Origin of the sequence: Paraburkholderia lacunae, assembly GCF_003353175.1 — a bacterium.
Classification (GTDB): Bacteria; Pseudomonadota; Gammaproteobacteria; order Burkholderiales; family Burkholderiaceae; genus Paraburkholderia; species Paraburkholderia lacunae.
The window spans coordinates 100766-123566 of sequence record NZ_QHKS01000013.1; the positions used below are offsets into that span (position 1 = coordinate 100766).

A 22801-nucleotide genomic window follows, 5' to 3' on the forward strand; every position below is an offset into this window, starting at 1 on the left:
CGTGCAGATCGTCGGCAACGACCACATTTTCGATCGGCCAGGCGTCCCTATCATTTTTAGCGGCAGACCAGAGTTTCGCTACACGAATATCGGCAAGGATGTGTGGATCGGCGCCGGCGCGACCATTCTCTGCGGAACGACCATTGGTGATGGCGCGGTTGTCGCTTCGGGAGCTGTTGTAACGCGCGATGTCGAACCCTTCACTGTGGTTGGTGGCGTTCCGGCACGTCTTATCAGACGTCGCTTCGCGATCTTGAGAGATGAATTGGCTCACAGGAAGATGCTCGAAGCACCTGCATCATCGGGTGAATATTGCTCGCCTGTAGCCGCTCAGTTAGAGACTTGAACGATGATTTTGCAAGGTGTGGATTCCAAGGTCGCTCCTTCGTTCTCTTTGAGAAATCGAGTGGCACGCGCGATATGGGGAATCGTATATGTTCTGTTTTTTTTCCCCACGCCTCGTGCTTGCCACGGTTGGCGCAGAGGCATTCTGAGGGCGTTTGGCGCGCGAGTCGGAGCGGGAGCCCACATTTATCCGCGGGTAAGGATCTGGGCTCCGTGGAACTTATCGATCGGGGCGTTAGCGGGCGTTGCCAATGGCGTGACGCTTTACTCCATGGAGAAAATCATCCTGGGGGAACGTTGTGTGATCTCGCAGGGAGCGCATTTGTGCACCGGTAGCCACGATTTCAACGATCCTTTGTTTCAGCTAACGGCACAGCCGATATCCATTGGACGCGAGGCGTGGATTTGCGCCGAAGCGTTTGTTTGTCCCGGCGCGGAAATCGCTGATGGCGCTGTCGTAGGTGCGCGATCGGTGGTGACCCGCAGTCTTCGCGAAAGCTGGACGGTATATGCAGGCATGCCTGCTAGAAAGATATCCATTCGAAGCGGATCTGGAGAAAAGCAATGAGCGGTATCTCAGTCCTCGTTCTGACAAAGAACGAAGAAAAGGATCTTCCAGGTTGCCTGGAGAGCGTCATCGAGTGGTGCGACGACATCCATGTCTATGACTCACTCAGCACCGACCGTACCGTCGAGCTTGCAAAGCGGCTTGGCGCAAAGATAACGCTGAGGGAATTTGATAACTGGGCAAGTCACCAGAACTGGGGGCTGGCCAACATCAAGTTCAAGCACGATTGGGTGCTATATATCGATGCCGACGAGCGCGTCACCGAAGATCTGGCCCGCTCGCTGCGCGAGATGATCTCCACATCGACCGACTGCGTTGCCTTTGAGGTGCAGCGCCGCGATTTCTTCAGCGAACGGTGGCTGAAACACGTCCAGGTCTCGCCTTACTACGTTCGCCTGTTCAAGCCCGCGTACATAAGGTACGAAAGAATGGTGAATCCCTTAACAGTGGTCAACGGAAAGACGGGTAGGATCGGCGGGTTTCTCGATCATCACCCGTTTAGCAAAGGCATCTCTCATTGGCTGGCACGACACAATTCGTATAGTTCGCTGGAGGCCGATCAGTTTCTTATCAATGCATCCAACGGCGAAAAGTTCAAGCTGTCAAAGGCGCTTCTGGCCGAGGATTTTCAGGTGCGCCGCTATCATCAAAAGGGGTTGTTTTACAAATTGCCGCTGCGTCCACTCGTTAAATTTTTCGTGCTGTATGGGGTTCGAAGGGGTTTCCTGGACGGCGGACCTGGATTCGTCTACGCGGTGTTGCAGTCCATCTACGAGTACTTCATTGTGTTGAAGGTGCGGGAGCGTCTGAAGGCGCCGAAAGTATGAAGAGCGCTCTCGTACGGTCCAGCCCGGCCACTGCTGATCAGCGATCTTCAAGGAAGGTCCTGATCTACGGCCTCAACTATGCACCGGAGCTAACCGGCATTGGGAAGTACAGTGCAGAGATGGCAGAATCGCTGGCTGAGGCGGGATACGAGGTGCGCGTTGTATGTGCGCCGCCGTATTACCCGGAGTGGCGGATCGGCGCTGGCCACTCAGCGTGGCGCTACCGCACGGAGCAAAGCGCAACCGTGCGCGTTCAGCGCGCGCCGGTGTGGGTGCCACGCCGTCCCAGTGGGCTGAAGCGCCTCCTGCATCTCGCGAGTTTCGCGGCAGCGAGTCTGCCGGCGGTGTTCGCACAGGTGTTTTGGCGACCGGACATCGTGATTGCCGTTGCACCAAGTCTGATGAACATTCCGGCCGCCTTGATGTTCGGCAAGCTGGTGAAGGCGCGCACGTGGCTTCATATTCAGGACTATGAAGTCGATGCGGCTTTCGAACTTGGGATGCTGAAAGGTCAGCGGTTGAGGAAGCTTGCCTTGGGTTTAGAAAGTTTGTTGATGCGTCGCTTTGACGTCGTATCGACCATTTCCGCGAAAATGATCGAGCACGGCCGCAGCAAGGGCGTAGATGCGAGGCTATTGTTTGAACTGCCCAATTGGGTCGATGTGAATGTCATCTTTCCGTTAGAGCGACCCAGCCTATACCGGGCGACGCTGGACATTCCTGACGGCGCTATCGTGGTTCTGTATTCCGGGAACATGGGCGCGAAGCAAGGTATCGAAGTGTTGGCGCAGGCGGCCGCGGCCCTTGCGCACAGAAACGACATTCACTTTGTGCTTTGCGGTGATGGGCCTTCCAAGGGAGATCTCGTTGCGCAATGCGGGCATCTCGCGAACTGCAGCTTCCTTTCTTTGCAGCCGTTTGAGAATCTTAACGATCTGCTCAATCTGGCGGACATACATGTCCTGCCGCAACGTGCAGATGCCGCCGACCTGGTCATGCCTTCGAAGCTGACCGGCATGCTCGCCAGTGGCCGCTCGACCATAGCGATGGCTCGCGCAGGAACGGAGCTCTTCGATGTGGTTTCTCCGCGAGGTGTGACGGTGCCGCCAGAGGATGTGGAAGCTCTGACGGCTGCTATAGAAAACCTGGCGGATGACAAGGGCAAGCGAATTCGGCTTGGCGCCGCCGCACGCCTTTACGCTGAGACGGAGTTGTCGCGCCGGGCTGTGATGGAGCGTCTCGACGCCAAGTTTCAGATGCTGTGCGATCGAGGGGGCGGCCGTTCGGTTCTTACCTGACGGCGAGCTTGGGTTGGATGCAGGGGGCCGCGGTGGCGCGCGATAGCCGCCTCCGGCCGTTTTGTCTCCAACGGATGGAAAGGTTTTGGCGTTTTTCTACAAGCCATATCACTTAAACTGCTTCTGCGCCGCACAATGCAACCGCTCTTTATCCCGCGTCGGCGCGTCGGTTTGTGGCCAAGTCGAGAAGCACTTTCAGTTTCATTGGCACATTGGTCCCGCTGCTAGCTGTCGATAGGCCGAAGCGTAGTCGCACTGCATATGAGAGTGAGGACGTCGACAGCCACACCCGTAGAGTGGAGAAGATGTCAATCGCTCGACAGATCATGTCGAGGCCATAATTGGGTAGCGTGCTCCTTGATGTTTGTTTGCGTTCCGGCGCTGAAGAGCGTCTCAAACGGTGAGTGTCAGTGGATCAACGTAAACGACTAGTTGCCTTGGACATTGGCAGAGCTTTGGCGATACTCGGGGTGGTTGCCGCGCACCTTTTCCCATGGGTGCCAGAACTACCATACTGGCTCTGGCTGCTGGCCAAAAGCGGACAATACGGGGTCCAGCTTTTCTTTGTGATCAGTGCGTTCACAATCTGCAAAACCCTTTCTGACGATAAAAACAAGTGTCCCGACAATAGCACCCTGATTCGAAGATTTTATCTAAAGCGCTTCGCCAGAATCGCGCCACTTTATTACATTGGCATTGCAGTGTATGGACTGCTTGATCCCGCTGCGGCTAGGATCAGTCACGCGCATGTACTGTCCGAACATAGCTTCTGGGACGTCTTGAAAAATGTGGCGTTTGTCCACGAGTTTTTTCCAACGGCGATTAACAGTGTCGTGCCTGGAGGTTGGTCTATTGGCGTTGAAATGGCATTTTACGTTGTGGCGCCAGCCCTGTTCCTGATAGGCGCAACGCGGCAACGTATGTTGCTCACAACGGCAACGGTGCTTGTTGCAAGCTATGGAGCCATATTGATCGACCAGCATAATTCTGGTAGCCGTTTTATTGTCAATAGTTCGTTTTTGTACTACTGGCCACCCACCCAGTTTCCATGCTTCGCACTCGGAATCCTGGCATGGAGCTATTTCAAGAATAGATTTCTTCATGAGCGTGCGAACTTAAAGCTGATGGCCGTGGCTGGTTTCGGCACGGTAGTAGGATATGCGGCACTGTTAGCTACAGGCGTTGGCTTGAATCTATCGCACGCTATCGCACCTTTCGTTGCTGCAGCAACCGGAGCTTCGCTTCTGTTGCTGCTCGCCGCATCTCCGGAAGCGTTGAAAAATAGCAAGATTATTCGAGGTGTTGGGAAAATGAGTTACGGAATATATATATGGCATTTTTTTGGCATATTATGTTTCAGGCTCATATCAAAAATATTGGGCGATCATATTCAAATTATATCACCCGTGGTGGTTTTTATTTTTGGAATAATGTTTGTGGTCGCGGTCGCATACGCGCTAGCTGCTTTTACTGATCGTTTTATAGAGAAGCCAGTGTCGCGATGGGTAAGCGGAAAGTTGCAACGGGATCCGGTTCACCATTCTATAAATCTCGCTCCGAGCCCGCGCCAGACCGCCGATATTTCCAGGTGACGTGGTGACGTTTGGCCTCAGTTGCTTTGCCCAGAATCTTCGATCTTGCGAACGTGGGCGCCTGAGTTGCTCAGCCCACGAGGAAACGGACGCTGGGAAACTCTCGACGCCTCCCGACGGGATTCATCTTCGGCCGCTTGCTAATCAGATTGTCGCGGCTGCGATCGCCGATCGTTTATCAAACGCATCTCCCCATCTATAGCGATGGTCTAGTCGAGCGTCAGATGGCTTCTTGCAGGTGTAGATTACATCGCGCGTCCGATGCGATTGTGGTGTTTCAGAATAGTCTGGTTAATGCAACTACGAATGCTAAAAGGTGTGACATGAGAACGCAAATCGTCGACTCGAAAATCGAAGCACTAGACGGCATACGCGGAGCTGCGGTTCTGATGGTCATGCTGTACCATTTTGCGCATGTGACACGTGTATCGCACTCGGGGATCGATGCAATATTTTATAAAGTCGCGTTGACCGGGTGGGTCGGTGTCGACATCTTCTTCGCACTGTCCGGCTTTCTAATTTCCGGAATCCTTCTTAGAAGCAAGAACTCTGACGGCTATCTGCGGTCATTCTACGGGCGTAGAGCATTGAGAATTTTTCCGCTTTATTACCTGTACCTGGGCTTCCTGTTTTTTGTTCTCTACCCCTTGATTAGCAATAAAGTAAGCGGCGCGGAGTCCGCCAAGGTGGCGGCCGCACTCGATGCGTGGCCATGGTTTGTCTTTTATTTGTCAAACGTCAAGCAGGCTATTGCCGGCGTGTTCTTTGGCGCAGGCGCTGGACATCTGTGGTCTCTCGCAATCGAAGAACAATTCTATTTTATATGGCCTCTGATTGTACTTCTCGCTTCTGAGATCGCTCTAATATACGTGTGTATCGGATTGCTTTTTTTGGGATTAATCGTTCGAATCTATCTGAGTATGCATGGCGTAAGTCCGGAAGTGATTTACGTATTCACACCGGGGCGTATAGATGGGCTTATCAGTGGCTCGTTGTTGGCGGTTTTCGTTCATCGAAACCTCTTGAGGCCTACCTGCTTCCTGTTGAAGGGCCCGCCCGCAGCATTTTTACTATTTATCGTTGCGCTAATCGCATTTGGTTCGCGCGCCGAAGCGAGTCCTCTTATATATACTGTGGGTTTCTCCATATTAGCTCTCATTGTGGCTGGGCTTATCAACTCTGCACGATACTCGAGCACCAGATCGGTGTTCAGGACGCGAGCATTGATGCTAATGGGTAAATATAGTTACGCGCTTTACATCATTCATCCGATCATTCGTGAGGCAGCACTCAGAATGCTCGGCAAGCCCAGACTTCTATTCGGAAGTCAACTTCCATGGCAAGTGGCTTTTTCAGCTGGGTGCGTGTGTATGTCAATCATCGCAGCCTTGATCAGTTGGCATATTGTCGAGAAACACTTCATGGCGCTAAAGGACCGACTGTTCCCTCACCGTGATCTGGGATCACCGGCCTTCGGTGGGCATAAACCGCGGTCGAGAGCAGAATCGCCGGGCAATTTCGAGGTCATCGACCCCAATAGGAACGCCACCGCCAAGACGCCTCCGATTTGAGTCACTCAACAAGAAGAATCATGATGCGCTGAACTCTCGCGCCGAGCATGACGGAAATGCGCGTCCGTCGTGCGCACCTGAAAATTGCTGATTTTTTGAGTTTTTTCCGACTAGCCATTGGCCTATTACGCCACGAGCGACTTGCGCCATACTTGACTTGATACTATTGGTGACCTCTTTCTGGAATTCTAATTGCGAATGAAGTCTACCCGCCGACTCGCACTCGCACGGTTTGGCCGAATAGGGTTTGGCCTTGCGTTCCTCGGTCGGCTTGGCGCCGCAAGCCCGGCATCGACTAGCCCGGATGTCACCCCTACGCAATTCGACGTGCTCCAGTTGGAGAGCTTTAGCGCGCGTGCCCGTGGTGGTGCGAGAGGTGACGACAGGACGGATGACACGGCAGCGCTTCAAAACTGGATCAACTATCTTGTGGCGAACCACAAGCGCGGCACGCTTGGCGCTGGCGTGTACCGCATCAGTGCTCCGCTGATCATACCCACAGGATACGAGTGGGCGATTGATGGTGACATTGCGGGTGGCACTCGCATCCTGCAGACAACAGACAATGTGCCGATACTGGATATCGGTCCCACCGGTCGCAAGTCGTTGATGCATACGTGGCGGATATCGAACATTGAATTTGATTATCTGAATCATCAGCCCGCATCAAACGAGAATGCCAACCCGATTCTTTTCTCGCAAATGGTGTGCGAGTTCTCGCTGACCGCGTTACGCTTCGCCCGTGGGTCTTACGCGATCAAGGTGAAGCAGGGAATCGGTGGTCCTTGGGGTGGTGTATGGGACGAACTTGTATTCGAGATGGGTTTGAGCGCCGGAGCGATGAAGTGGACCGGTTGCGTCAATGGCGTGCCAAACAACAGATGGGGCCGCTTCTTCGTCGACTGCCATAACATGGTCGGCCCGGTCTTCGACGATGTGCGCGGCTATAACTGGATCATCGACACGATTGAATTTATCGCGGCGCAGCGTGGTGCACAGCTTTTTTCGATTCAGGCTGGAAGCGTGTGCACCATCGGTGCCATAAAACTCGAAAATGGCGTCTACCGCAATGCGGTCAATCTAATTAGCCTCGGTCCTGGCGCGCACGTCACAATCGGACAGTTCCATATCGGCGGCAATGCGATGGTCCTTCATCCAGAGAGTGGCGCGATAACGCTTTTCGCTACGGCCGTGGGTGGCCCGACTGGCATGTTTGAAGTGGATACCCTTGTCGCAAGCGCCACCGAGTTCGGTGGCCAGGTCTTTGTTATTAGCGGGGCAAATGGAAGCATGCGGGTGAAAGATATGTCGTTCGGTGGTCAGCCTTGGCAGATCTGTGACAACAGTGCGACGACGACCGGCGACACGCTAACGATTGATCAGTATAAGAACGACCGTTTGTCCAGAAACTTGGGCGACGCAGACTACTCAGTCACTCTCGGGGATCCAAACATCCTGTCGTTCGAGACGCGGTTCAGTTCGCCCCGCACGCTGGAACTACCTGCCGTTGCGAACCGGATGTTTAACGGCCTCTATTACGAAATTCGGCTATGCGGTGCGGTGAACGCTGAGAATACGCTCACAATTCAATGCGGCGGCACGAAGAAGTTTGTCGTAAAGCACGATAATTTAATGATCCGCTTCGTGTGGCGACGAAACGCAAACGCAGCCGCTGGCTGGATCATGACGCAGTACGAGGCGCTGCCATGAGACGAGCATCCCAGCGTAAGTCGCTGTGATCACACTAACGCGAAAGCACTTGGATATTATCGGGGAAGTAGAAATGCGCGGAAAGGGTGTGCCGTTGTTAGTAGTGCTGTTTCTTTTACCGCTGGCGTTCGACTACAAGAGTACGGACGCCGATCGAAGCCACACGCTCCAGTATGTGCTTGTTGCCCCCGCGCTTATCGTCGGGGTCTTGCTAGCCCTAAAGGGTCCTCGATTCTCGACGAAATCACAGCTCCGATCGCTAGTAAGCATCGCACTTACACTAACCGTGGGAGGGAGCATTGTGCCCCAGCTCCTGCAAGGAAACGCCATTGGCGATTATCTGCGGGTGCTTTTACCATTTGTATTGCTTCTCGTCGGATACCTGGTTGGTTGTCATCCGTGGAGCGAGAGCAGAATGAAGTCGTTCAGTCGGTATATCTTCGTCGGCATGGCGCTATCGATGGTTGCGAGCTCCGGATCGGGAATGGCGTCTGGCGGTTCAATCGACGAGCTTCGGTACCAGATCATCTCTCCTGTGTTGCTGGGATTTCAAGGGTTACTCCTCCACGAGATCGTCGTACGCCGCAGAGCGGGTAAGGTCGCGTCGATATTCTTCAGCGCCACTCTGGCTATCGAACTTTTGAGCGTGACGCGCAGTTTGCTCGTCGGCAGTGTCCTTTTGTTTTGCTTTGCAACATGGCTCGCCGCCCCGACAGTCGGTCATCTTGCAAAGTCACTGTTCCGTACTTTCATTGTTGCGGTAGTGCTGGGCGGCGCTGTCGCGGCCGGCGTGGTTTCGTTCCTTCCGTCTGTGCTCGACCACTGGTCTCAGCGGATCTTCTTTGCCGAAACTACGCAGAGTGGCGAGGATCCGACGACGCTTAGCCGCTTGGCAGAACTCCAGGATCAGTATGATCAAGCCACATCGACCGTCACGTCCTTGATGACCGGAATGGGATATGGGCACCACTTTGGCTATTCCGAGAACTATGTTCTTCGAATGTTAGAGTTCTCGAAACGTGCCGATCTGGAATCGGTCAATGCCTGGCAGGCCGGTCACAATTTCTGGGTATACCAGTTCTTCGCCGGCGGGATCCTTTTCGGTGTCGCGTTGCCAGCTGCGTTGTTGTACGCACTTTATCGATGTTCAATGACTTATCGACGTTGGCGACGTGTCATGCCTGGGGCCGTGTTTCTTGATGATATGGGAAGCTATTTGATGGTCGTCGCCGGCATGATCGCTACCACTGTCGGAGGAAACCCATTGGGTCCGCGTTTTTCTGGGTTGATTTACGGACTCGCACTGGGTCTGCTAGTTGCGGGTCACTCGAAGGGCATCGCCGTGCTTCGAACTGCGCGCCCTCTAGAATCGCAGATGCTCGGTCAACGGGGTGCCCGTAGGGAGAGTTTCGAGCCGGCATTCCGTGAGAGCGGGCGTCGCGCTGGACGCGCATAGCGGCGGATGAAGCTCAGCCGTATGACCACTCTTTTCGACTTATTGGGGAGCCGCTCCATATGCGTAGACGCGCGTTTGTGATTGCCGGAAGCATCCTCGCTATCGTCGAGGTTGGTGCCTGAGTTGCTCGACCGGCGGGGAAACGGGCGCGGGAAAACTCTCGACGCCTCCGCCCCCTGGGTTGGCATCAGCAAACGAGTTTGGCTATCTCAAGTCGCGCTGCGCATTTGAGGTCAAGATAGGCTTTTTAGTGCTGAATACGGCCGAGCTCATACAATCGACAGTGCGAATCAATGGGACTGGGAGCTATCTGACAAAGTGTCCGCCTTCCGCGATCCTGGAAGCAGTCTTGCCAATTGAATCGCTCGAATTGAGTGCGCCCGAAGGCTACCACGGCGACCGATAGAAGCTTGTTGCCGGATCTCCGCTACCCCGCCCCCGCGAATCAGTTCCTGTAACGAACGACGATGCCGGCGCCGCGATCGTAGACCCGCGCGCGTTGCCGTTGCCCGCCTGTCCAGTATTCCGCCGTGACGTCGCCTTCCCGGATGACGACATCCCGCGACTGCCGGATCCAGGCGACGACATTCCTTCAATCGCCGCAAGTCCGAAGCTCCTCACCTGACGCGTCCCGTCCGTTTTTCCAGGTTGGTTTCCAAAGTGCGCCGAGTAGCTATCCTGGTAGTCCTGAGGTGCGCCGTACAGGGAGCTGGTACTTGCGTGTTGAGACGACTTCGCACTACTCGTTTGGTCGTTGCGTGCGGAAGCTTGACTCCGGGTTGAACCCAAGGCGTCAGCACCTGAGAGATAGTCCTGCTCGTAGTCCGGGGGTGATCCAAGCAGAGGACTCAAAGACGAATCCGACCCAGCCTGCCCACCGCGCTGCAGATTGCCGTTGGAATGCTGGGCTCGCATCGAATTCGGGTCACCCTGCGCATGCGCCGATGAACAGGCGATAGCAGTCACCGCAGCCGCGACCGTGGCAATCAGGTGAATTTTCATGAATGAGCTATTTATACGCAAGCCGAAACACCGAGCCGGCTCAGCAGCGCTTGCGTCGCACGGAAACGGATTCGACCCGCCGGCGCGAGCTTGTCGTCCGCTGCTGCCCGCTCTCGCGATGCCCGCGAGCAGCGCAAACACATTGGGCCTGATGCCACGGCGGGTCGTGACCACTTCGTTACCGTGAAGTAGAGTGGGCCGCATCGCGACCGATCGTGTAGTAGGTCCAGCCGCTATCCCTCATAACGCTCGGATCGTACAGGTTGCGTCCGTCGAATACGACCGAGTCGTTAAGTGTTTCTCTCACCTGCTCAAAGTCCGGGCTGCGGAACTCCTTCCATTCAGTCAGGATCACCAGTGCGTCCGCGTTTCGGAGCGCCGCGTCACGCTCCTTCGCGAAGTTGACGCGCTCGTAATAGTCGGGACCGAGATCTTCCGCGAGGCGACGCCGAGCTTCGTCAAGCGCAACGGGGTCGTACACGCTAACCGATGCGCCGCCGCGAAGCAACGCGGCAATCAATTGTCGGCTGGTTGCTGCTCGCATATCGTCGGTGTTCGGCTTGAAGGCTAGGCCCCAAATCGCAAAATGCTTGCCATCGAGTTCGTTGTTGAAGTGACGCTTGATCTTGTCGAACAGCACCGTTTTTTGCAGTGTGTTCACATACTCAACTGAAGCCAGGATATTCAACTCCATGCCGTGTTCGCTGGCGGTGTGCATCAGAGCCTGCACGTCTTTCGGGAAGCAGGAGCCACCGTATCCGCAGCCGGCATACAGGAAGTTGTAACCGATCCGTGGATCAGAACCAATGCCACGCCTGACATGTTCGATATCCGCGCCAACGCGATCCGCAAGGTTCGCGAGTTCATTGATGAAGGAAATTCGCGTGGCGAGCATCGCATTGGCCGCGTACTTGGTGAACTCGGCCGATCGCACATCCATGCACAGGGTGCGCTGGTGATTACGGTTGAACGGTGCGTAAAGCTGCTCCATCAGGCTCTTCGCGCGCAGCCCAGGGACGTCGGAATCGTAGCCCAATACGATACGATCAGGCCGCATGAAGTCTTCGACCGCCGCGCCTTCCTTCAGGAACTCGGGGTTCGAGACCACGGCGAACTGCGCGTCGCTGCCGCGTGCCGCCAATTCCTCCGCGATCGCATTGCGCACCCTGTCTGCGGTACCCACCGGTACGGTCGACTTGTCGACAATGACCTTGAACGAGTTCATGTGCTGGCCGATGCTGCGCGCGGCAGCAAGCACGTACTTCAGGTCTGCGGAACCGTCTTCATCGGGCGGGGTGCCGACAGCGATGAACTGGATATCGCCGTGTGCAACTGCTTTCGCGACATCAGTCGAAAACGTCAGGCGACCGGCGTCCCGGTTGCGCGCAATCACTTCCGAAAGACCAGGTTCGTAGATAGGGACAGCGCCGCTGTTTAGCTGGTCAATCTTGGCTGCATCAACATCGAGACACAGCACATCGTTGCCCAATTCCGCAAGGCACGCTCCGGTGACGAGACCGACATAACCTGTTCCGACGATAGTGACTTTCATGGTTTCTGGTGCGCGTAGAAAGTGGAAATGTTCTTTGGATCGGCGTGGCCGAGGACGCAATGGTCCGACCAGATCGCATCTTTACTGAAGGAAACTTGTTGAGGGGAGAGTTGGCGTATGGCGACAAGGTAATTTCGCTTTCCGTCAAGGTTTGGGCGGTATGTCGAAATTGGCGAAGGCGAAGTTCAGAGTATCTGCTTCGCTAGTTAGGAAGGGGTGATTGGGAAATCTGGAGAGTAAAGTGAAGCGTGGTTTTCGGCGGAAAGGTCGCAATCCCGGGAAATATCCGTATTGTCGGGTTGCAGAGTATGTAGCGATGCATCGAAGAAGTGCGCCGAAGAGACGACGGCGGATAACGTCCCAGGATTGTCGGGTAGGGCGCTATCTTGCAACATATACTTCTCAAGAATAGTTTGTATGTCGATCACTTCGCCGAGCGGAAGACAGGACGGCGGTGTGGGCGCTTCTCTTTCGATTCTCGTCAAGCGTGGTTTCGCTTGGGGCGTTCTGTGATTGCGCCTACCTCATACAGCGCAACGCTGTTAAGCGAGACTTGCGTGAAATGTCTCCCAGTGTGCGAAATCCGGCACTCGCAATCGTTGCGTCGTAGGACGCGTATCGTCGGGTAACAACGTTGTCCTCGATCATTTCCAGAAGAATTGCCATGCTTCCAATCCAAATGTTCTTGAATGTCATCGATGCTACGCCACTGGTAGCTATCGACCTTATCATCGAGAACGAGACGGGTGGTTATCTTCTTGGGCGCCGTGTCAACAAACCCGCTCAAGGTTTCTGGTTTGTGCCGGGCGGTCGCATTCGCAAGAACGAACACCTTGACGAGGCTTTCCGCCGGATCGCGAGCGAGGAACTCGGTCGCGCCGATCTCAGTCGTGCAGACGCCGACCTTCTTGGCGTGTACGAGCACCTGTACGACGACAATTTCAGTGGCCAGCCCGGCATCTCTACTCATTACGTTGTACTCGGGTACAAGCTGCGCGGCACTATTGAACTTGCAAGCCTGCCCGACCTGCAGCACACGGCGTACCGTTGGGCGACAGCAGAAGAGATCACGACCGATGCGACGGTTCATCTGAACACGCAAGCTTATTTCGGTGAACCCGCGTGATGCCGGGTATTTCGAAGTGGACGGCGTTTGAAGGCGACCAGGGGTTTATGACGCAGAGGCTCTGACGCGTTCCTGTGTCACCGCGCGGAGATCGCCTCTCAATATGATGTGGGCACCCGTGTTGCGCGCGGACCCCACTGCTTCGCTAGATTCTCGAATACGTTGGAGCAAGAGCAAGAGCAGGAGCAGGAGCAGGAGCAGGAGCAGGAGCAGGAGCAGGAGCAGGAGCAGGAGCAGGAGCAGGAGCAGGAGCAGGAGCAGGAGCAGGAGCAAGAGCAGGAGCAAGAGCTAGCTCGTGCATGCGCGCTGTGCAGCTTCCAGAATTTATCGTGTCCTTTAACGTCAAAGGCTGGTTGATATCTGCCGTCCCATCCCCAGGCATGCCTGTGCTGGCTCATACTCCATTGCTAATCGGCCTCGGTGAGCGCTTCAATACTTTGAAAATCTCGTGTGTCCCGCCAGTCCGCTGGGTACGCCTTTTTTATTCTGTGCCGAATTGTCGGACGGGGACGGACAACGCGCCCCGTGAAATGCTTGCACACAGCCGCGAGCGGTCACGCGTTAGCGTGTGCGGACAACAAGAGCGATTGCTGATCGGAGAATCAAGCGCTACGCAAGTGCCCTGCACATCGGCCGCTAGTCGGTTGAGACGTAAGGAAAATGAGAATAGACCGAGGGATCGAGGCTAAGTATTTATCCGGCACGCGCTGGAACTCGCGGATAGCGGTAGCGGCCAGTGAATCGACAACGAGACTCGCTTCAACGGACGAGACCGCGAACCATGGACGCAACGGTCAAGGAATGACGCGAACACTATAAAAAGCTGAAGCGTACCAATAGCGCACGGGGCCAGCAGGCGCGGGAAAATCGAAAATGAGGCTGTTAAGCGGGAGAACGATCGATGAAGGGGAATGAAATCATCCAGGAGTCGGCCGCGTTGCGGGGGCAGGGCAAATATCAGGAAGCGATCGACCTCATCGAAGCGAACCTTCCGGACATTGACGGGGACATCCGACTCAATGCTCAATTCGAGGCATTCCGGGCCGCGGTGGAAGCCGGAAATGCTGAGACTGCGCGTGAGTATGCGACGACGATCGCGGCCGAGGAGCTGGCCCCGCCGAGCATCCTTACCGTATCGCTGATCAACGGCGCATTTCATGTCGCTGATCAGGATGGAAACGACGGCGCCGGGCAGCCACGCCTAAACGAACCGCGAGCACGTCATGGCAGTGTGCCAGATCAGGCTTTGATGTGACATCCTCGTCGCCGATAACGTACTTTTTCGCCGCTTGATCTGTCGCACGACCTTCAGCTTGATTCACTGCGCCTCCTCTGTCTGTCATCGCCTTTTCTTCTTGCGCGAGATTGCACGCTCAACAAATTGTTTTCCTTTTCAGGGAAAACTCACTCTATTCATAATGTACTTCGCGGAAGAATGGTCTTTTTTGCACTCGAAAAAGGAATTGCGTCGCTTGCCTCAGGCGCCTGCGCAGTCACAGGCGGGCTGTTAGAAATTATTGTCAAAAAGCTTTCCTGTCTCCGCCAAAGTGTTGGCGTATAAAGCCGCAAAAATCAGGTTCTGGCATGGTTTGTGTAGGATTGCTCAGACGGAGAAAATGCATAAAGACAGTTCGAGCAACAGACTAGTCTTCGATGGACAGTTTGATGAAAAACTATTCGAAAGACTATCGTCGCCATGCGACGCAGCCTCATGGATTGCCTGACGATCGCCCCGTCAGGCGCGTGGGACTTACATTGTTTAGCGGTTTTTCTTTACCAGAAGCATCCTTGATTCTCGAGGCCTTTCACTTCGCAAATGCGCTCAGCGAGGCGGGTGGAGTCATCGGACTACGCTTCGATGTCTATCTGCTATCGGTCATGGGTGGCAAGATCGCCAGTTCGTCATCGGTCTCCGTGTGGACCGACAGCATCGACTCGCGCAGTCGGGAAGATAGTTTTCACGCGTTGTTTATCGCTGGTGGCGCGGGCGTACAAAATGCGCTGCGGGATGAGCGCCTCATCACCTGGCTGCAGCAAATCCATTCACGCAGCGAGCGAATATTCCCGATTTCGGAAGGGCGTCTGCTACTTCAGGCCGCCGGATTCCGTCCCGCCGACGGCGACCCGCTGCAGGCTGCGCTATCGTTGATTGGAGAGAATCTCGGCGTTGAAGTCGTGCGTCAAATCGCCCAGCGACTGGAGTTGCAGTTCGAGAGCCAGTCCACTGAAATGGTGCGCAAGAACACACCGATCATCGTCAGTGAGCAGATCCAGGCATCGGCGCGGTGGCTGGAAATGAATGCCGACCGTGCGATCGCAATGGACGAGGTAGCTCAGGTTGCGTCGATGAGCGAACGGAATTTCTTGCGGCGCTTCAAGCTCGAAATGGGTAAGACTCCGTCTGACTATCTCCTGTTCGTGCGATTGGACATGTGCTGCCGTCTGCTCGCTGAAACGGATCTGCCCGTCGACAAGATTGCCCGGCGTTGTGGACTGAGTAGCGGCGGACGTCTCTCGAAAATTCTCCGCAGACATCTTGGGATCACGCCCACTGAGTATCGTGCAAGCAGGCGTCAATTGACGGATTCAAAGTAACGACGTCTCTTTCCGCTCGGGGCTCAGCGTTGTCTGCGACATGCAAATCAACGAGCCACCTGATCCAACTGTCCGAATCTATCCTGCGTTTGGTGTTGTCACGTTGACGCGTCGGCGAGGGGCTTTTCCAACTTAACGTAGCCAGAAGCAATGGCAGCAGGAGCCGACGAACGCTCAGAATGCTGCAGACGGATTTTGGGCGAGTTCAATGAAGGGATCTCACGGTGCTTCATGTTTAAAAAAAACGGTCGCCTTCGTAGAGAAGACGACCGTTACAAAAAGACCTAAGAGTGGCCTGGAGGGGTCCGGGGGCGATCCCCTCTGGTCGATATTTTCAGGTATTCAACGAGACGCATTCGCCAGAACAATGGTCGATTCCGCCGAACTATGAGGTTTTGCTGCGATAAGGCTGTCCGCTACGATGTGTGGAGCAAATTGAGCGACTGAAAGTCGGATAACGACGTTGAAATAGCCGACTGTCAGAATGTTCGGATACCTGCGCGATTCACTAGATGTACTGACGACATGGGTAAGCTGGAAGGTAGCCTATGCGGTGAGCTCGTCGCGCCTCGTACAAGTGATGGCTAAGTGCGGGATTCCCATGATCATGCGACCGTGTACCGCTGATCGAGGGGCGACTGATTTCGACTGCGTCAGCATGGTGGCAATAGGCACCTGCTTGAGACGACAAAAAAAGCCTGCCGTGGGAGCGGCAGGCCGAACATAAACTCGAGGTGCGATACCCCTGGGAGAAATCCCTCGAGTTGCCGATTCCGAGGACGGCGAACCAAGTGTAGGCGCAAGGAATCTCGCCGTGGGGTGAACGGCGGTGCGGGGCATGGTCTTGGCGAAATAAGCTAATGAAATGCAATCGATCAAGCAGACGAGTCCGACACGAGTTCTGACGCAAATCTCTTCGCAACGGACGGCTTGCAGCCGGGCCTAATCTTGACGGGGTCCAACACTGGTTCGGCCGCCCTTCAAAGGTCGACCGGGAATCTTGTTTCATTGCACTTGGGACGATTCTCTTCAGATAGTTCGCCGTGGCGTTGGAGCGAAGACAAGCGCCTTCATCGCGACAAGACCTTGAAATGGCCCGTTATGCCGACACACTCGAATGGCGCTTGCTGGAGCGATATTCGGTTGGCGTTGTCCCGAGATGCTTCCGGAAGAGTTTCGAGAGTCGACCGCCACTGCCGATTCCGCAGCGGCGTGCGATCTTGTCGACCGGTAGATTGGTTTCGATAAGTAGACGGCAACTCATGTTCAGTCGCACATACAGTAGGAAATCGGAGGGCGTCACGCCCATTTCTATCTTGAAGCGCCGCAGAAAGTTTCGCTCGCTCATCACTGCGGCCTGTGCCGCGTCGTCAATCACGATCGGTCGATTGCCGTTCGCCGCTAACCACCGCGCCGCCGTCTGGATTGGTTCGCTGACGCAGCCCGACGTGCTCTTGCGTAAAATTGCGGTGAACTGCGTCTCCGCTGGTGGCGCCACCCAGTCCGCGATCTGGCCTGCAATTGCCGCGCCCAAATCCGCCTGGACAACTTTCAATGCAGTCTGCAATGGGCTGACCGGAGCGGCCAAAGCGTCAACGCGGGGAGAGTTCCACGTGGTTTCGCGTTCGCCGTAGTGCTGACCGCTGATGGTCTGTCCGAATCCAGCGGCTTCGAGCACCGGCCGCCCTTCACCAGTCGGAAAGACCAGTTCGCCACGTCGATAGGCGTCACGCAGCCAGGTAGTCAGACGTTCGTCGCGCAGTGCGTCTTGCATCTGCGTACCGCCCACAACGAATAGTGCGCGAAAACTGTCGGTTTGACGGAACGCTTCAATGCGTTCCGTCCAGACGAACACCGAAGACGAGCTGGCGATTTTGCCACCGGGCACGGATAGCAGGTCGACGTTGTAACGTGTTCCGCCGGGCTGCACCGTCTCGGCGAGCGCGTTTGCCGATTGGAATACCTCGACGATGGTGGCAGCCTCCGGCAACGCAAAGCCGCCGAACAGAACGATACCAATATGTCCGGCCGGTCGAGGGTTGAGCAGAATTTTCGAGCCCGCCGCGTTGTCGCCGTGAACGTCAGCAAAACACTCCATTTCAATTTTCCCCCGAAATTGATCGTTCTGTTCCAGCTGACTCGGAGCTGGATTAATTCCGACTGATCCTACATAAACATTAATCAAGCTGTTATGTGGTGTCTAAATCCGCCAATATTTTGGCGGATACGATCAACGTCGTTCCTGAATTTCACTTTTCGATGTCTTCGGGAAAAGATTTCATATCTCTTTTGAAATAATTTGAAATAATGGGGCTGGGTGAAATGATTAGCTGATTGGCTTCTCTTAATTAAATTGGATATTTCAACGGAGCCAATAACTTCAGACTGGAGCGCTCGGAAGTCATCTTGAGGGAATCCCGTAACCGCGCCTTCACGCGGAGCTGGGCTCGCACACGCGAGACTATGGCGTGGCCGCCGGCGCGATGTGGAAGCGTTGAGTCAGATGGAAAGCACGCGGAGTTTGTCCGTGGGCACGACGCGATGACGTTTCAGGCCTTGCCTGCAAGCGGATCGGACGCTCGCCTTGGAGAACTAATCCGTAATTCGCTGGGCGCTCGCCGGTCAGAATCATTCCGGGAGAATTGGCTTAGCCAGAACATGCACGGAAAGGCGATGAACTGCCCACCCGGATAAGTAAGAATCGCCAAAAAATCCAAATACCCCAGAGGACCGAAAGCGGTTCCCCCCTTTGACACCTGACCGGCGTTCGATCTCGCGCCGGTCACGTCCGTCGTATCCTGCGAGTTATTCCGCGCCGCGAATGATCCGCAGATCGCGCTCGACAGCGTCGCCCAAGGCGGCGAGCGCTTTCTTGTATGCATCGCTTTCATATGCGGCCACTGCCTGCTCGTATGTCGGAAACTCGATCACGACAGTCCGTTCCTTCAAGCCTTGCTCGCGAACCTCGTCGGCCGATCCGCGCACGATGAATTTGCCGCCGGCCGCGATCACTGCAGGACCTGCCAACTGCGCATAGGCTGCCAGCTTCGACGGGTCTTTCGTCTCTCGATACACGGTCACCCAATATCCTTTGCTCATTTGAATCTCCTTGTTTTAAGGCGAGAAAGCAATTGCTGCCTTGCAAGCAACAGCAAAGGAATTATGGCACGCGTCGACATGCTCGTTGGTTGGCGCGTGCGAATGTTGTAAAGCATTGGGAAGTGAAGGGGCAAGTCCAGCAAGACACTGCCCCTCACTACGCCTAGATAAACAGGCCGCTCGAGACTTCGATACGCTGGGCATTGACCCAGCGGTTGTCTTCGGACAGCAGCGACGCGATCATGGGGCCGATGTCGTCGGGCAAGCCCGCACGACCGAGCGCCGTCGCGTCCGCAACGCGCTTGTTGATCTCGGGATTGTCGCGGACCATGCCGTCGCTGAAGTCCGTGGCGATTGCGCCTGGAGCGACGGTGTTGACGGCGATTCGACGAGGACCGAGCTCCTTCGCGAGATAGCGAGTCAGAACCTCGATCGCGCCTTTCATGGACGCTTGACGTCGATGACCCCGTTGCAATACCAGAAACAGCTGCGCTTGCTTGAAGCGCGCCATTTGATGGTGACAGGAGCCGCCAACGCCGAAGCGGCTGCCTGGCAAGTGGGCTATGAAAGCCCATCGCAATTCAACCGTGAATACTCGCGCATGTTTGGAGCGCCACCCCGGCGTGACATCGCCGCATTGAAAACTGGATAGCCTGGTATTCCGTTCCGTTATCGGCATCTTCAGCGCGTTGGCCGCTGATGCCTCATGAGGCGCCGGTACCCTTCGTCATATTGTCCGCGGGTAACATGCCCGGCAAGGCCTCTACAAAGAAGTCCGCTTGCAAGGCGGCCCCAGCCCGGACGTCGTACTGGGCGAAGTCGCGCACACCCGCCGCCATCAGCACTTCGTCATCGAGGAAAAAGTTTCCTGAACACTCGCGGGCTGGACGCGTCAGGATATAGTGAGCCGCGTCGGCGACTATCTCAGGTGTGCGACACGCCCCGATCATGTCCTCGCCGCCAATTTCGTTTCGCACCGCAGCGGTTGCGATAGCCGTTCTGGGCCACAGCGAGTTGACAGCGACACCACGGTTCCTGAATTCGCCGGCAAACGCCAGCGTGAACAGACTCATCGTGTACTTTGCGATCGTATACGCCGGAAAATCCTTGAACCACTTAGGATCGCTGACCAACGGCGGTGACAGCGTGAGGATGTGCGGGTTCGGCGAATTGACGAGGTGCGGCAGGCATGCTTGTGCACAGACGAAAGTGCCTCTGCCATTGACCCCATGCATCAGGTCATACCGTTTTACGGGGGTGTCGAGCGTGCCGGTCAGTCGAATGGCGCTCGCATTGTTCACGAGTATATCGATGCCGCCGAATCGTCCGACCGTCTCGGCAACGGCTGCCTTTACACGTTCTTCGTCGCGAATGTCCACCACAAGCGGGAGCGCCTTGCCGCCGGCCTCTTCAATCGCGGCGGCGGCTGTATAAATCGTCCCTTCGAGGCGCGAGTCCGGGGCGGCCGTCTTTGCTGCAATCGCGATGTTCGCGCCGTCGCGCGCGGCTCTAAGTGCAATTGCAAGTCCGATGCCGCGACTTCCACCGGATATGAATAGGGTCTTCCCAGCGAGGTTCATGGCCGTCTCCTGACGATTCATAGCAGCATACAATTCTTTAGGCATTCCGGCGCGGGTGCGCAACGGCAACCCCCCTGTCGAGCCTTCCCCCTGGCGGCGCGATCGGGAAAATATTCGATCGGCAACGGAATAACCAGGGCCTTCCAAGTGTTGCGCTCAAGCGCAAAGCCGGGTTCCGGAGCCACCGCTGCGTCTGCATTCCGCTCATCCCTCGAAAACTGCCATCTGAAGGACATCACCATGTCGAACCACTCACGGCAAGCACGAAAGGCCGCAACCGCAACCTTTACCGCCCTCGTCATATCTTGCGCAATGCCGGTCGGCGCGGCCCCGCTGGCGTCGGTTGCCGCACCGCCGGATACGCAGGTGGTCGCGTCGCTGATCGCTTCGGGAGTGCAAGTCTATTCTTGCGAGTTCGACGCCTCGCATCAACTCGGGTGGGTGTTCAAGAGCCCGTTGGCGACGCTCTACGACGCTCGCGGGCAGGAGGCGGTGCATCATTCGGCCGGTCCCCAATGGCAAGCACTGGACGGCAGCACGATAGTGGGCCACGTACTTGCGCAGGCGCCCAGTCAGACAGCCGGCAGCATCCCGCAGCTTCTGCTCGAAACCAGAAGCACCGCGGGCAGCGGCGAATTGTCCGTGGTTCGCTACGTGCAACGCCTCGACACCGAGGGCGGTGCGGCGCCTGCCGCAAGCTGCACGACCGAACACGAGCTTGGCCGGTCGCCTTACGTTGCGAGATATGTGTTCCTGAAATAGCCTTCCGGCCGGCGCGCCGTCTTTCTGGCGGCGCGCGGCGCTCCGTATCCAGGGAAATCCCCAAGCTCGATGCGGTCTATCATGGTAGAAACAGCATTCATCGGCGCAGGAGCAAACCATGCCCTCCAATCCATCCGCTGAGCCGACTGACAAGCCTCTCGACCCCGCGCTGCCCTCATCGTCCGGCACGACCCGCGAGACCGCCTCGCAGGGATCGGCAAAACCCGGACGACGATCTTCCCGACACCGACGCGGCGGCGCCCGTACCTGACGAGCATCTTCCAGGCAGGAGCGACCACAACTGACTTAACCGACTTAGCGCTCCAGGCGCCGACGTCGTCCGCATTGATCCACGCGGCACGCCCGGGAGACGACCACGCGCGCTTTCCCGCCGACGCCGCGAAGTCGAGAAACGGTCGCAGTTCAATCAAGGCATGTTCCGGTTCGAACCGGATGGGAGCAGATCATGCAGAACGTGCTGGTAGGTTATGACGGGTCGCCATCCGCGCGACATGCCGTCAATTTTGCGGTCGATCTTGCCAAGCGCTTTGACGCGCGCCTGCATGTCCTCGTCGTGGCACGCGCGCCGGATTGGGGTGCGATAGAACTGGAAAGAAAGGAAATGGTCGATTTCGAGTTGCGCCACGCCAACGAGATTCTCGACGAAATCAAGGCGAAGCTCGTCTCGTATGGCGAACATCCCGAGTTCGATCTCGTGATAGGGCAACCCGCGAAGGAGATCGTGCTCTACGCGGAACGGCACGATATCGATCATCTTGTCGTCGGGCATCGCGGTCATACGCCGTTCGATCGCTGGCTGATCGGTTCAGTCGCCCGCCAGGTTCTCGCGTATGCGCCGTGCGCCGTGACGATCGTGCGCGATCCGGCGACGATGAAAAAGGCACCACGCGAAGGCTGACTATCGTGACGCGCTGCCCCAAATCACATCCGGGGCGCGGTCCTGCAAATAATGGCGATCCAGGCTAACCTGTGCGCGGCCGTTGCTTCCCACCAAGCCGGCCGCGCAGCAAGTTATCCCCGTTAGGAACGCAATGACACAACCGCTAACAATCGATTTCGTCTCCGACATCGCGTGCCCATGGTGTGCGATCGGCCTATCCTCGCTTCAGCTTGCGCTATCGCGCCTTGGCGAAGCAGTCGACGTCCAGATAACCGTCCATCCTTTCGAGTTGAATCCGCAGATGGGGCCGGACGGCGAGGACATTGTCGGCTACCTCGGCAAAAAATACGGCCGCACACCGGCGCAAATCGCCGAAACGCAAGCCATGATCCGCGAGCGCGGCGCGAGCGTGGGCTTTGCCTTCGGCCCGCGTACGCGCGTCTATAACACCTTCGATGCGCACCGCCTGATGCATTGGGCCGGTATCGAAGGCAGGCAGTTGCCGCTCAAACTGGCGCTGCTGCGGGCCTATCATTCCGAGGGCAAGGACCCGAGCGACCACGATGTCCTGGTCGAAGCAGCCCAATCCGTGGGACTCGATACCGCGAAGGCACTTGGCGTATTGCGAAGTGGGCAGTATGCCGAAGAGGTTCGTGCGGCAGAAGAAAAGCATCGGACGATGGGCATCCAGTCGGTGCCGGCGATCATCTTTAATCATCGCTATCTGGTGACCGGCGGACAACCCGTGGAAGCCTTCGAGCAAGTCATCCAGCAAATCCTCGCCGAAGTGTAGTGTGGCGCCGCCACCGGCGCAGCG

19 protein-coding genes and 3 pseudogenes are annotated in these 22801 nt (G+C 56.2%); 16 read left to right on the top strand and 6 right to left on the bottom strand.

What is annotated here, in order from left to right; translation table 11 throughout:
* Positions 1-88: 88 nt before the first annotated feature.
* The 8 genes and pseudogenes from DLM46_RS41295 to DLM46_RS20945 form a co-directional block, all read left to right on the top strand.
* A pseudogene (locus tag DLM46_RS41295) lies at positions 89-250 on the top strand (DapH/DapD/GlmU-related protein); the annotation flags it as partial.
* A gap of 366 nt (positions 251-616) precedes the next feature.
* Positions 617-913, top strand: coding sequence for an LbetaH domain-containing protein (locus tag DLM46_RS41130; protein ID WP_341868596.1), 297 nt, complete (start codon positions 617-619; stop codon positions 911-913).
* Positions 910-1740: a glycosyltransferase family 2 protein gene (locus tag DLM46_RS20920; RefSeq protein ID WP_115103348.1), complete on the top strand. Its 831-nt coding sequence runs from the start codon at positions 910-912 to the stop codon at positions 1738-1740. Before DLM46_RS41130 ends, DLM46_RS20920 begins: the two co-directional genes overlap by 4 nt.
* Entirely contained in the window at positions 1737-3038 is a 1302-nt protein-coding gene (locus DLM46_RS20925; protein ID WP_115103350.1) for a glycosyltransferase WbuB, read from the top strand. The genes DLM46_RS20920 and DLM46_RS20925 overlap by 4 nt, the downstream gene beginning before the upstream one ends.
* Positions 3039-3448: 410 nt before the next feature.
* On the top strand, positions 3449-4630 hold the full coding sequence (locus tag DLM46_RS20930) for an acyltransferase family protein (protein ID WP_165848027.1): 1182 nt from the start codon (positions 3449-3451) through the stop codon (positions 4628-4630).
* 323 nt (positions 4631-4953) lie between these two features.
* A complete protein-coding gene (locus DLM46_RS20935; RefSeq protein WP_165848028.1) occupies positions 4954-6201 on the top strand; it encodes an acyltransferase family protein in 1248 nt (415 codons plus the stop codon).
* Positions 6202-6399: 198 nt separating this feature from the next.
* The gene (locus DLM46_RS20940) at positions 6400-7911 is read left to right on the top strand and encodes a hypothetical protein (RefSeq protein WP_115103379.1); all 1512 of its coding nucleotides are present in this window, start codon (positions 6400-6402) and stop codon (positions 7909-7911) included.
* Positions 7912-7960: 49 nt separating this feature from the next.
* Complete coding sequence (locus tag DLM46_RS20945; protein WP_133300362.1) at positions 7961-9367, top strand: hypothetical protein; 1407 nt, start codon at positions 7961-7963, stop codon at positions 9365-9367.
* Positions 9368-10547: 1180 nt separating this feature from the next.
* On the opposite strand, the gene DLM46_RS20950 is transcribed toward DLM46_RS20945, so the two are convergent.
* Positions 10548-11921 (bottom strand): UDP-glucose dehydrogenase family protein, encoded by a 1374-nt coding sequence (locus tag DLM46_RS20950; protein ID WP_115103384.1) that lies wholly within the window; start codon positions 11919-11921, stop codon positions 10548-10550.
* Positions 11922-12127: 206 nt separating this feature from the next.
* A complete protein-coding gene (locus tag DLM46_RS39105; RefSeq protein WP_133300363.1) occupies positions 12128-12406 on the bottom strand; it encodes a hypothetical protein in 279 nt (92 codons plus the stop codon).
* 179 nt (positions 12407-12585) lie between these two features.
* Between DLM46_RS39105 and DLM46_RS20955 the strand changes: the two genes are divergently transcribed.
* The 4 genes from DLM46_RS20955 (at position 12586) to DLM46_RS20970 (ending at position 15642) form a co-directional block, all read left to right on the top strand.
* The gene (locus DLM46_RS20955) at positions 12586-13047 is read left to right on the top strand and encodes a GDP-mannose mannosyl hydrolase (protein ID WP_115103386.1); all 462 of its coding nucleotides are present in this window, start codon (positions 12586-12588) and stop codon (positions 13045-13047) included.
* Between the two features lie 162 nt (positions 13048-13209).
* The gene (locus tag DLM46_RS39870; RefSeq protein WP_208866308.1) at positions 13210-13404 is read left to right on the top strand and encodes a hypothetical protein; all 195 of its coding nucleotides are present in this window, start codon (positions 13210-13212) and stop codon (positions 13402-13404) included.
* Positions 13405-13948: 544 nt separating this feature from the next.
* Positions 13949-14302: a hypothetical protein gene (locus DLM46_RS20965; protein ID WP_115103387.1), complete on the top strand. Its 354-nt coding sequence runs from the start codon at positions 13949-13951 to the stop codon at positions 14300-14302.
* Positions 14303-14712: 410 nt separating this feature from the next.
* Entirely contained in the window at positions 14713-15642 is a 930-nt protein-coding gene (locus DLM46_RS20970) for a GlxA family transcriptional regulator (RefSeq protein WP_115103617.1), read from the top strand.
* Between the two features lie 1099 nt (positions 15643-16741).
* Here the strand turns inward: DLM46_RS20970 and DLM46_RS20975 are convergent.
* The 3 genes and pseudogenes from DLM46_RS20975 to DLM46_RS20985 form a co-directional block, all read right to left on the bottom strand.
* Positions 16742-17827, bottom strand: a complete 1086-nt coding sequence (locus DLM46_RS20975; protein WP_244306315.1) for a GlxA family transcriptional regulator — start codon at positions 17825-17827, stop codon at positions 16742-16744.
* Positions 17828-18447: 620 nt separating this feature from the next.
* Positions 18448-18741 carry a DUF1330 domain-containing protein gene (locus tag DLM46_RS20980; RefSeq protein ID WP_115103392.1) on the bottom strand — a complete coding sequence of 98 codons (294 nt, stop codon included), beginning with the start codon at positions 18739-18741 and terminating at the stop codon, positions 18448-18450.
* A gap of 163 nt (positions 18742-18904) precedes the next feature.
* Positions 18905-19192 (bottom strand): annotated as a pseudogene (locus DLM46_RS20985) (SDR family NAD(P)-dependent oxidoreductase); the annotation flags it as partial.
* On the opposite strand from DLM46_RS20985, the pseudogene DLM46_RS20990 reads away from it, so the two are divergent.
* Positions 19190-19393, top strand: a pseudogene (locus DLM46_RS20990) (helix-turn-helix domain-containing protein); the annotation flags it as partial. The pseudogenes DLM46_RS20985 and DLM46_RS20990 overlap by 3 nt on opposite strands.
* A 52-nt stretch (positions 19394-19445) precedes the next feature.
* On the opposite strand, the gene DLM46_RS20995 reads toward DLM46_RS20990, so the two are convergent.
* Complete coding sequence (locus tag DLM46_RS20995; RefSeq protein WP_115103620.1) at positions 19446-20321, bottom strand: SDR family oxidoreductase; 876 nt, start codon at positions 20319-20321, stop codon at positions 19446-19448.
* A 240-nt stretch (positions 20322-20561) separates the two neighbouring features.
* On the opposite strand from DLM46_RS20995, the gene DLM46_RS21000 reads away from it, so the two are divergent.
* The 3 genes from DLM46_RS21000 (at position 20562) to DLM46_RS21015 (ending at position 22777) form a co-directional block, all read left to right on the top strand.
* Positions 20562-21083 (top strand): DUF3455 domain-containing protein, encoded by a 522-nt coding sequence (locus DLM46_RS21000; RefSeq protein WP_115103395.1) that lies wholly within the window; start codon positions 20562-20564, stop codon positions 21081-21083.
* 466 nt (positions 21084-21549) lie between these two features.
* Complete coding sequence (locus DLM46_RS21010; protein WP_115103397.1) at positions 21550-22002, top strand: universal stress protein; 453 nt, start codon at positions 21550-21552, stop codon at positions 22000-22002.
* A gap of 133 nt (positions 22003-22135) precedes the next feature.
* Complete coding sequence (locus tag DLM46_RS21015; RefSeq protein WP_115103399.1) at positions 22136-22777, top strand: DsbA family oxidoreductase; 642 nt, start codon at positions 22136-22138, stop codon at positions 22775-22777.
* Positions 22778-22801 lie beyond the last annotated feature (24 nt).

Coding starts and splice junctions, on each gene's coding strand:
- DLM46_RS20980 (WP_115103392.1), bottom strand. CDS start 18,741: ATGAGCAAAGGATATTGGGTGACCGTGTATCGAGAGACGAAAGACCCG.
- DLM46_RS20920 (WP_115103348.1), top strand. CDS start 910: ATGAGCGGTATCTCAGTCCTCGTTCTGACAAAGAACGAAGAAAAGGAT.
- DLM46_RS20950 (WP_115103384.1), bottom strand. CDS start 11,921: ATGAAAGTCACTATCGTCGGAACAGGTTATGTCGGTCTCGTCACCGGA.
- DLM46_RS20925 (WP_115103350.1), top strand. CDS start 1,737: ATGAAGAGCGCTCTCGTACGGTCCAGCCCGGCCACTGCTGATCAGCGA.
- DLM46_RS20970 (WP_115103617.1), top strand. CDS start 14,713: ATGAAAAACTATTCGAAAGACTATCGTCGCCATGCGACGCAGCCTCAT.
- DLM46_RS20965 (WP_115103387.1), top strand. CDS start 13,949: ATGAAGGGGAATGAAATCATCCAGGAGTCGGCCGCGTTGCGGGGGCAG.
- DLM46_RS20940 (WP_115103379.1), top strand. CDS start 6,400: ATGAAGTCTACCCGCCGACTCGCACTCGCACGGTTTGGCCGAATAGGG.
- DLM46_RS21010 (WP_115103397.1), top strand. CDS start 21,550: ATGCAGAACGTGCTGGTAGGTTATGACGGGTCGCCATCCGCGCGACAT.
- DLM46_RS20955 (WP_115103386.1), top strand. CDS start 12,586: ATGCTTCCAATCCAAATGTTCTTGAATGTCATCGATGCTACGCCACTG.
- DLM46_RS21015 (WP_115103399.1), top strand. CDS start 22,136: ATGACACAACCGCTAACAATCGATTTCGTCTCCGACATCGCGTGCCCA.
- DLM46_RS41130 (WP_341868596.1), top strand. CDS start 617: ATGGAGAAAATCATCCTGGGGGAACGTTGTGTGATCTCGCAGGGAGCG.
- DLM46_RS21000 (WP_115103395.1), top strand. CDS start 20,562: ATGTCGAACCACTCACGGCAAGCACGAAAGGCCGCAACCGCAACCTTT.
- DLM46_RS20995 (WP_115103620.1), bottom strand. CDS start 20,321: ATGAACCTCGCTGGGAAGACCCTATTCATATCCGGTGGAAGTCGCGGC.
- DLM46_RS20935 (WP_165848028.1), top strand. CDS start 4,954: ATGAGAACGCAAATCGTCGACTCGAAAATCGAAGCACTAGACGGCATA.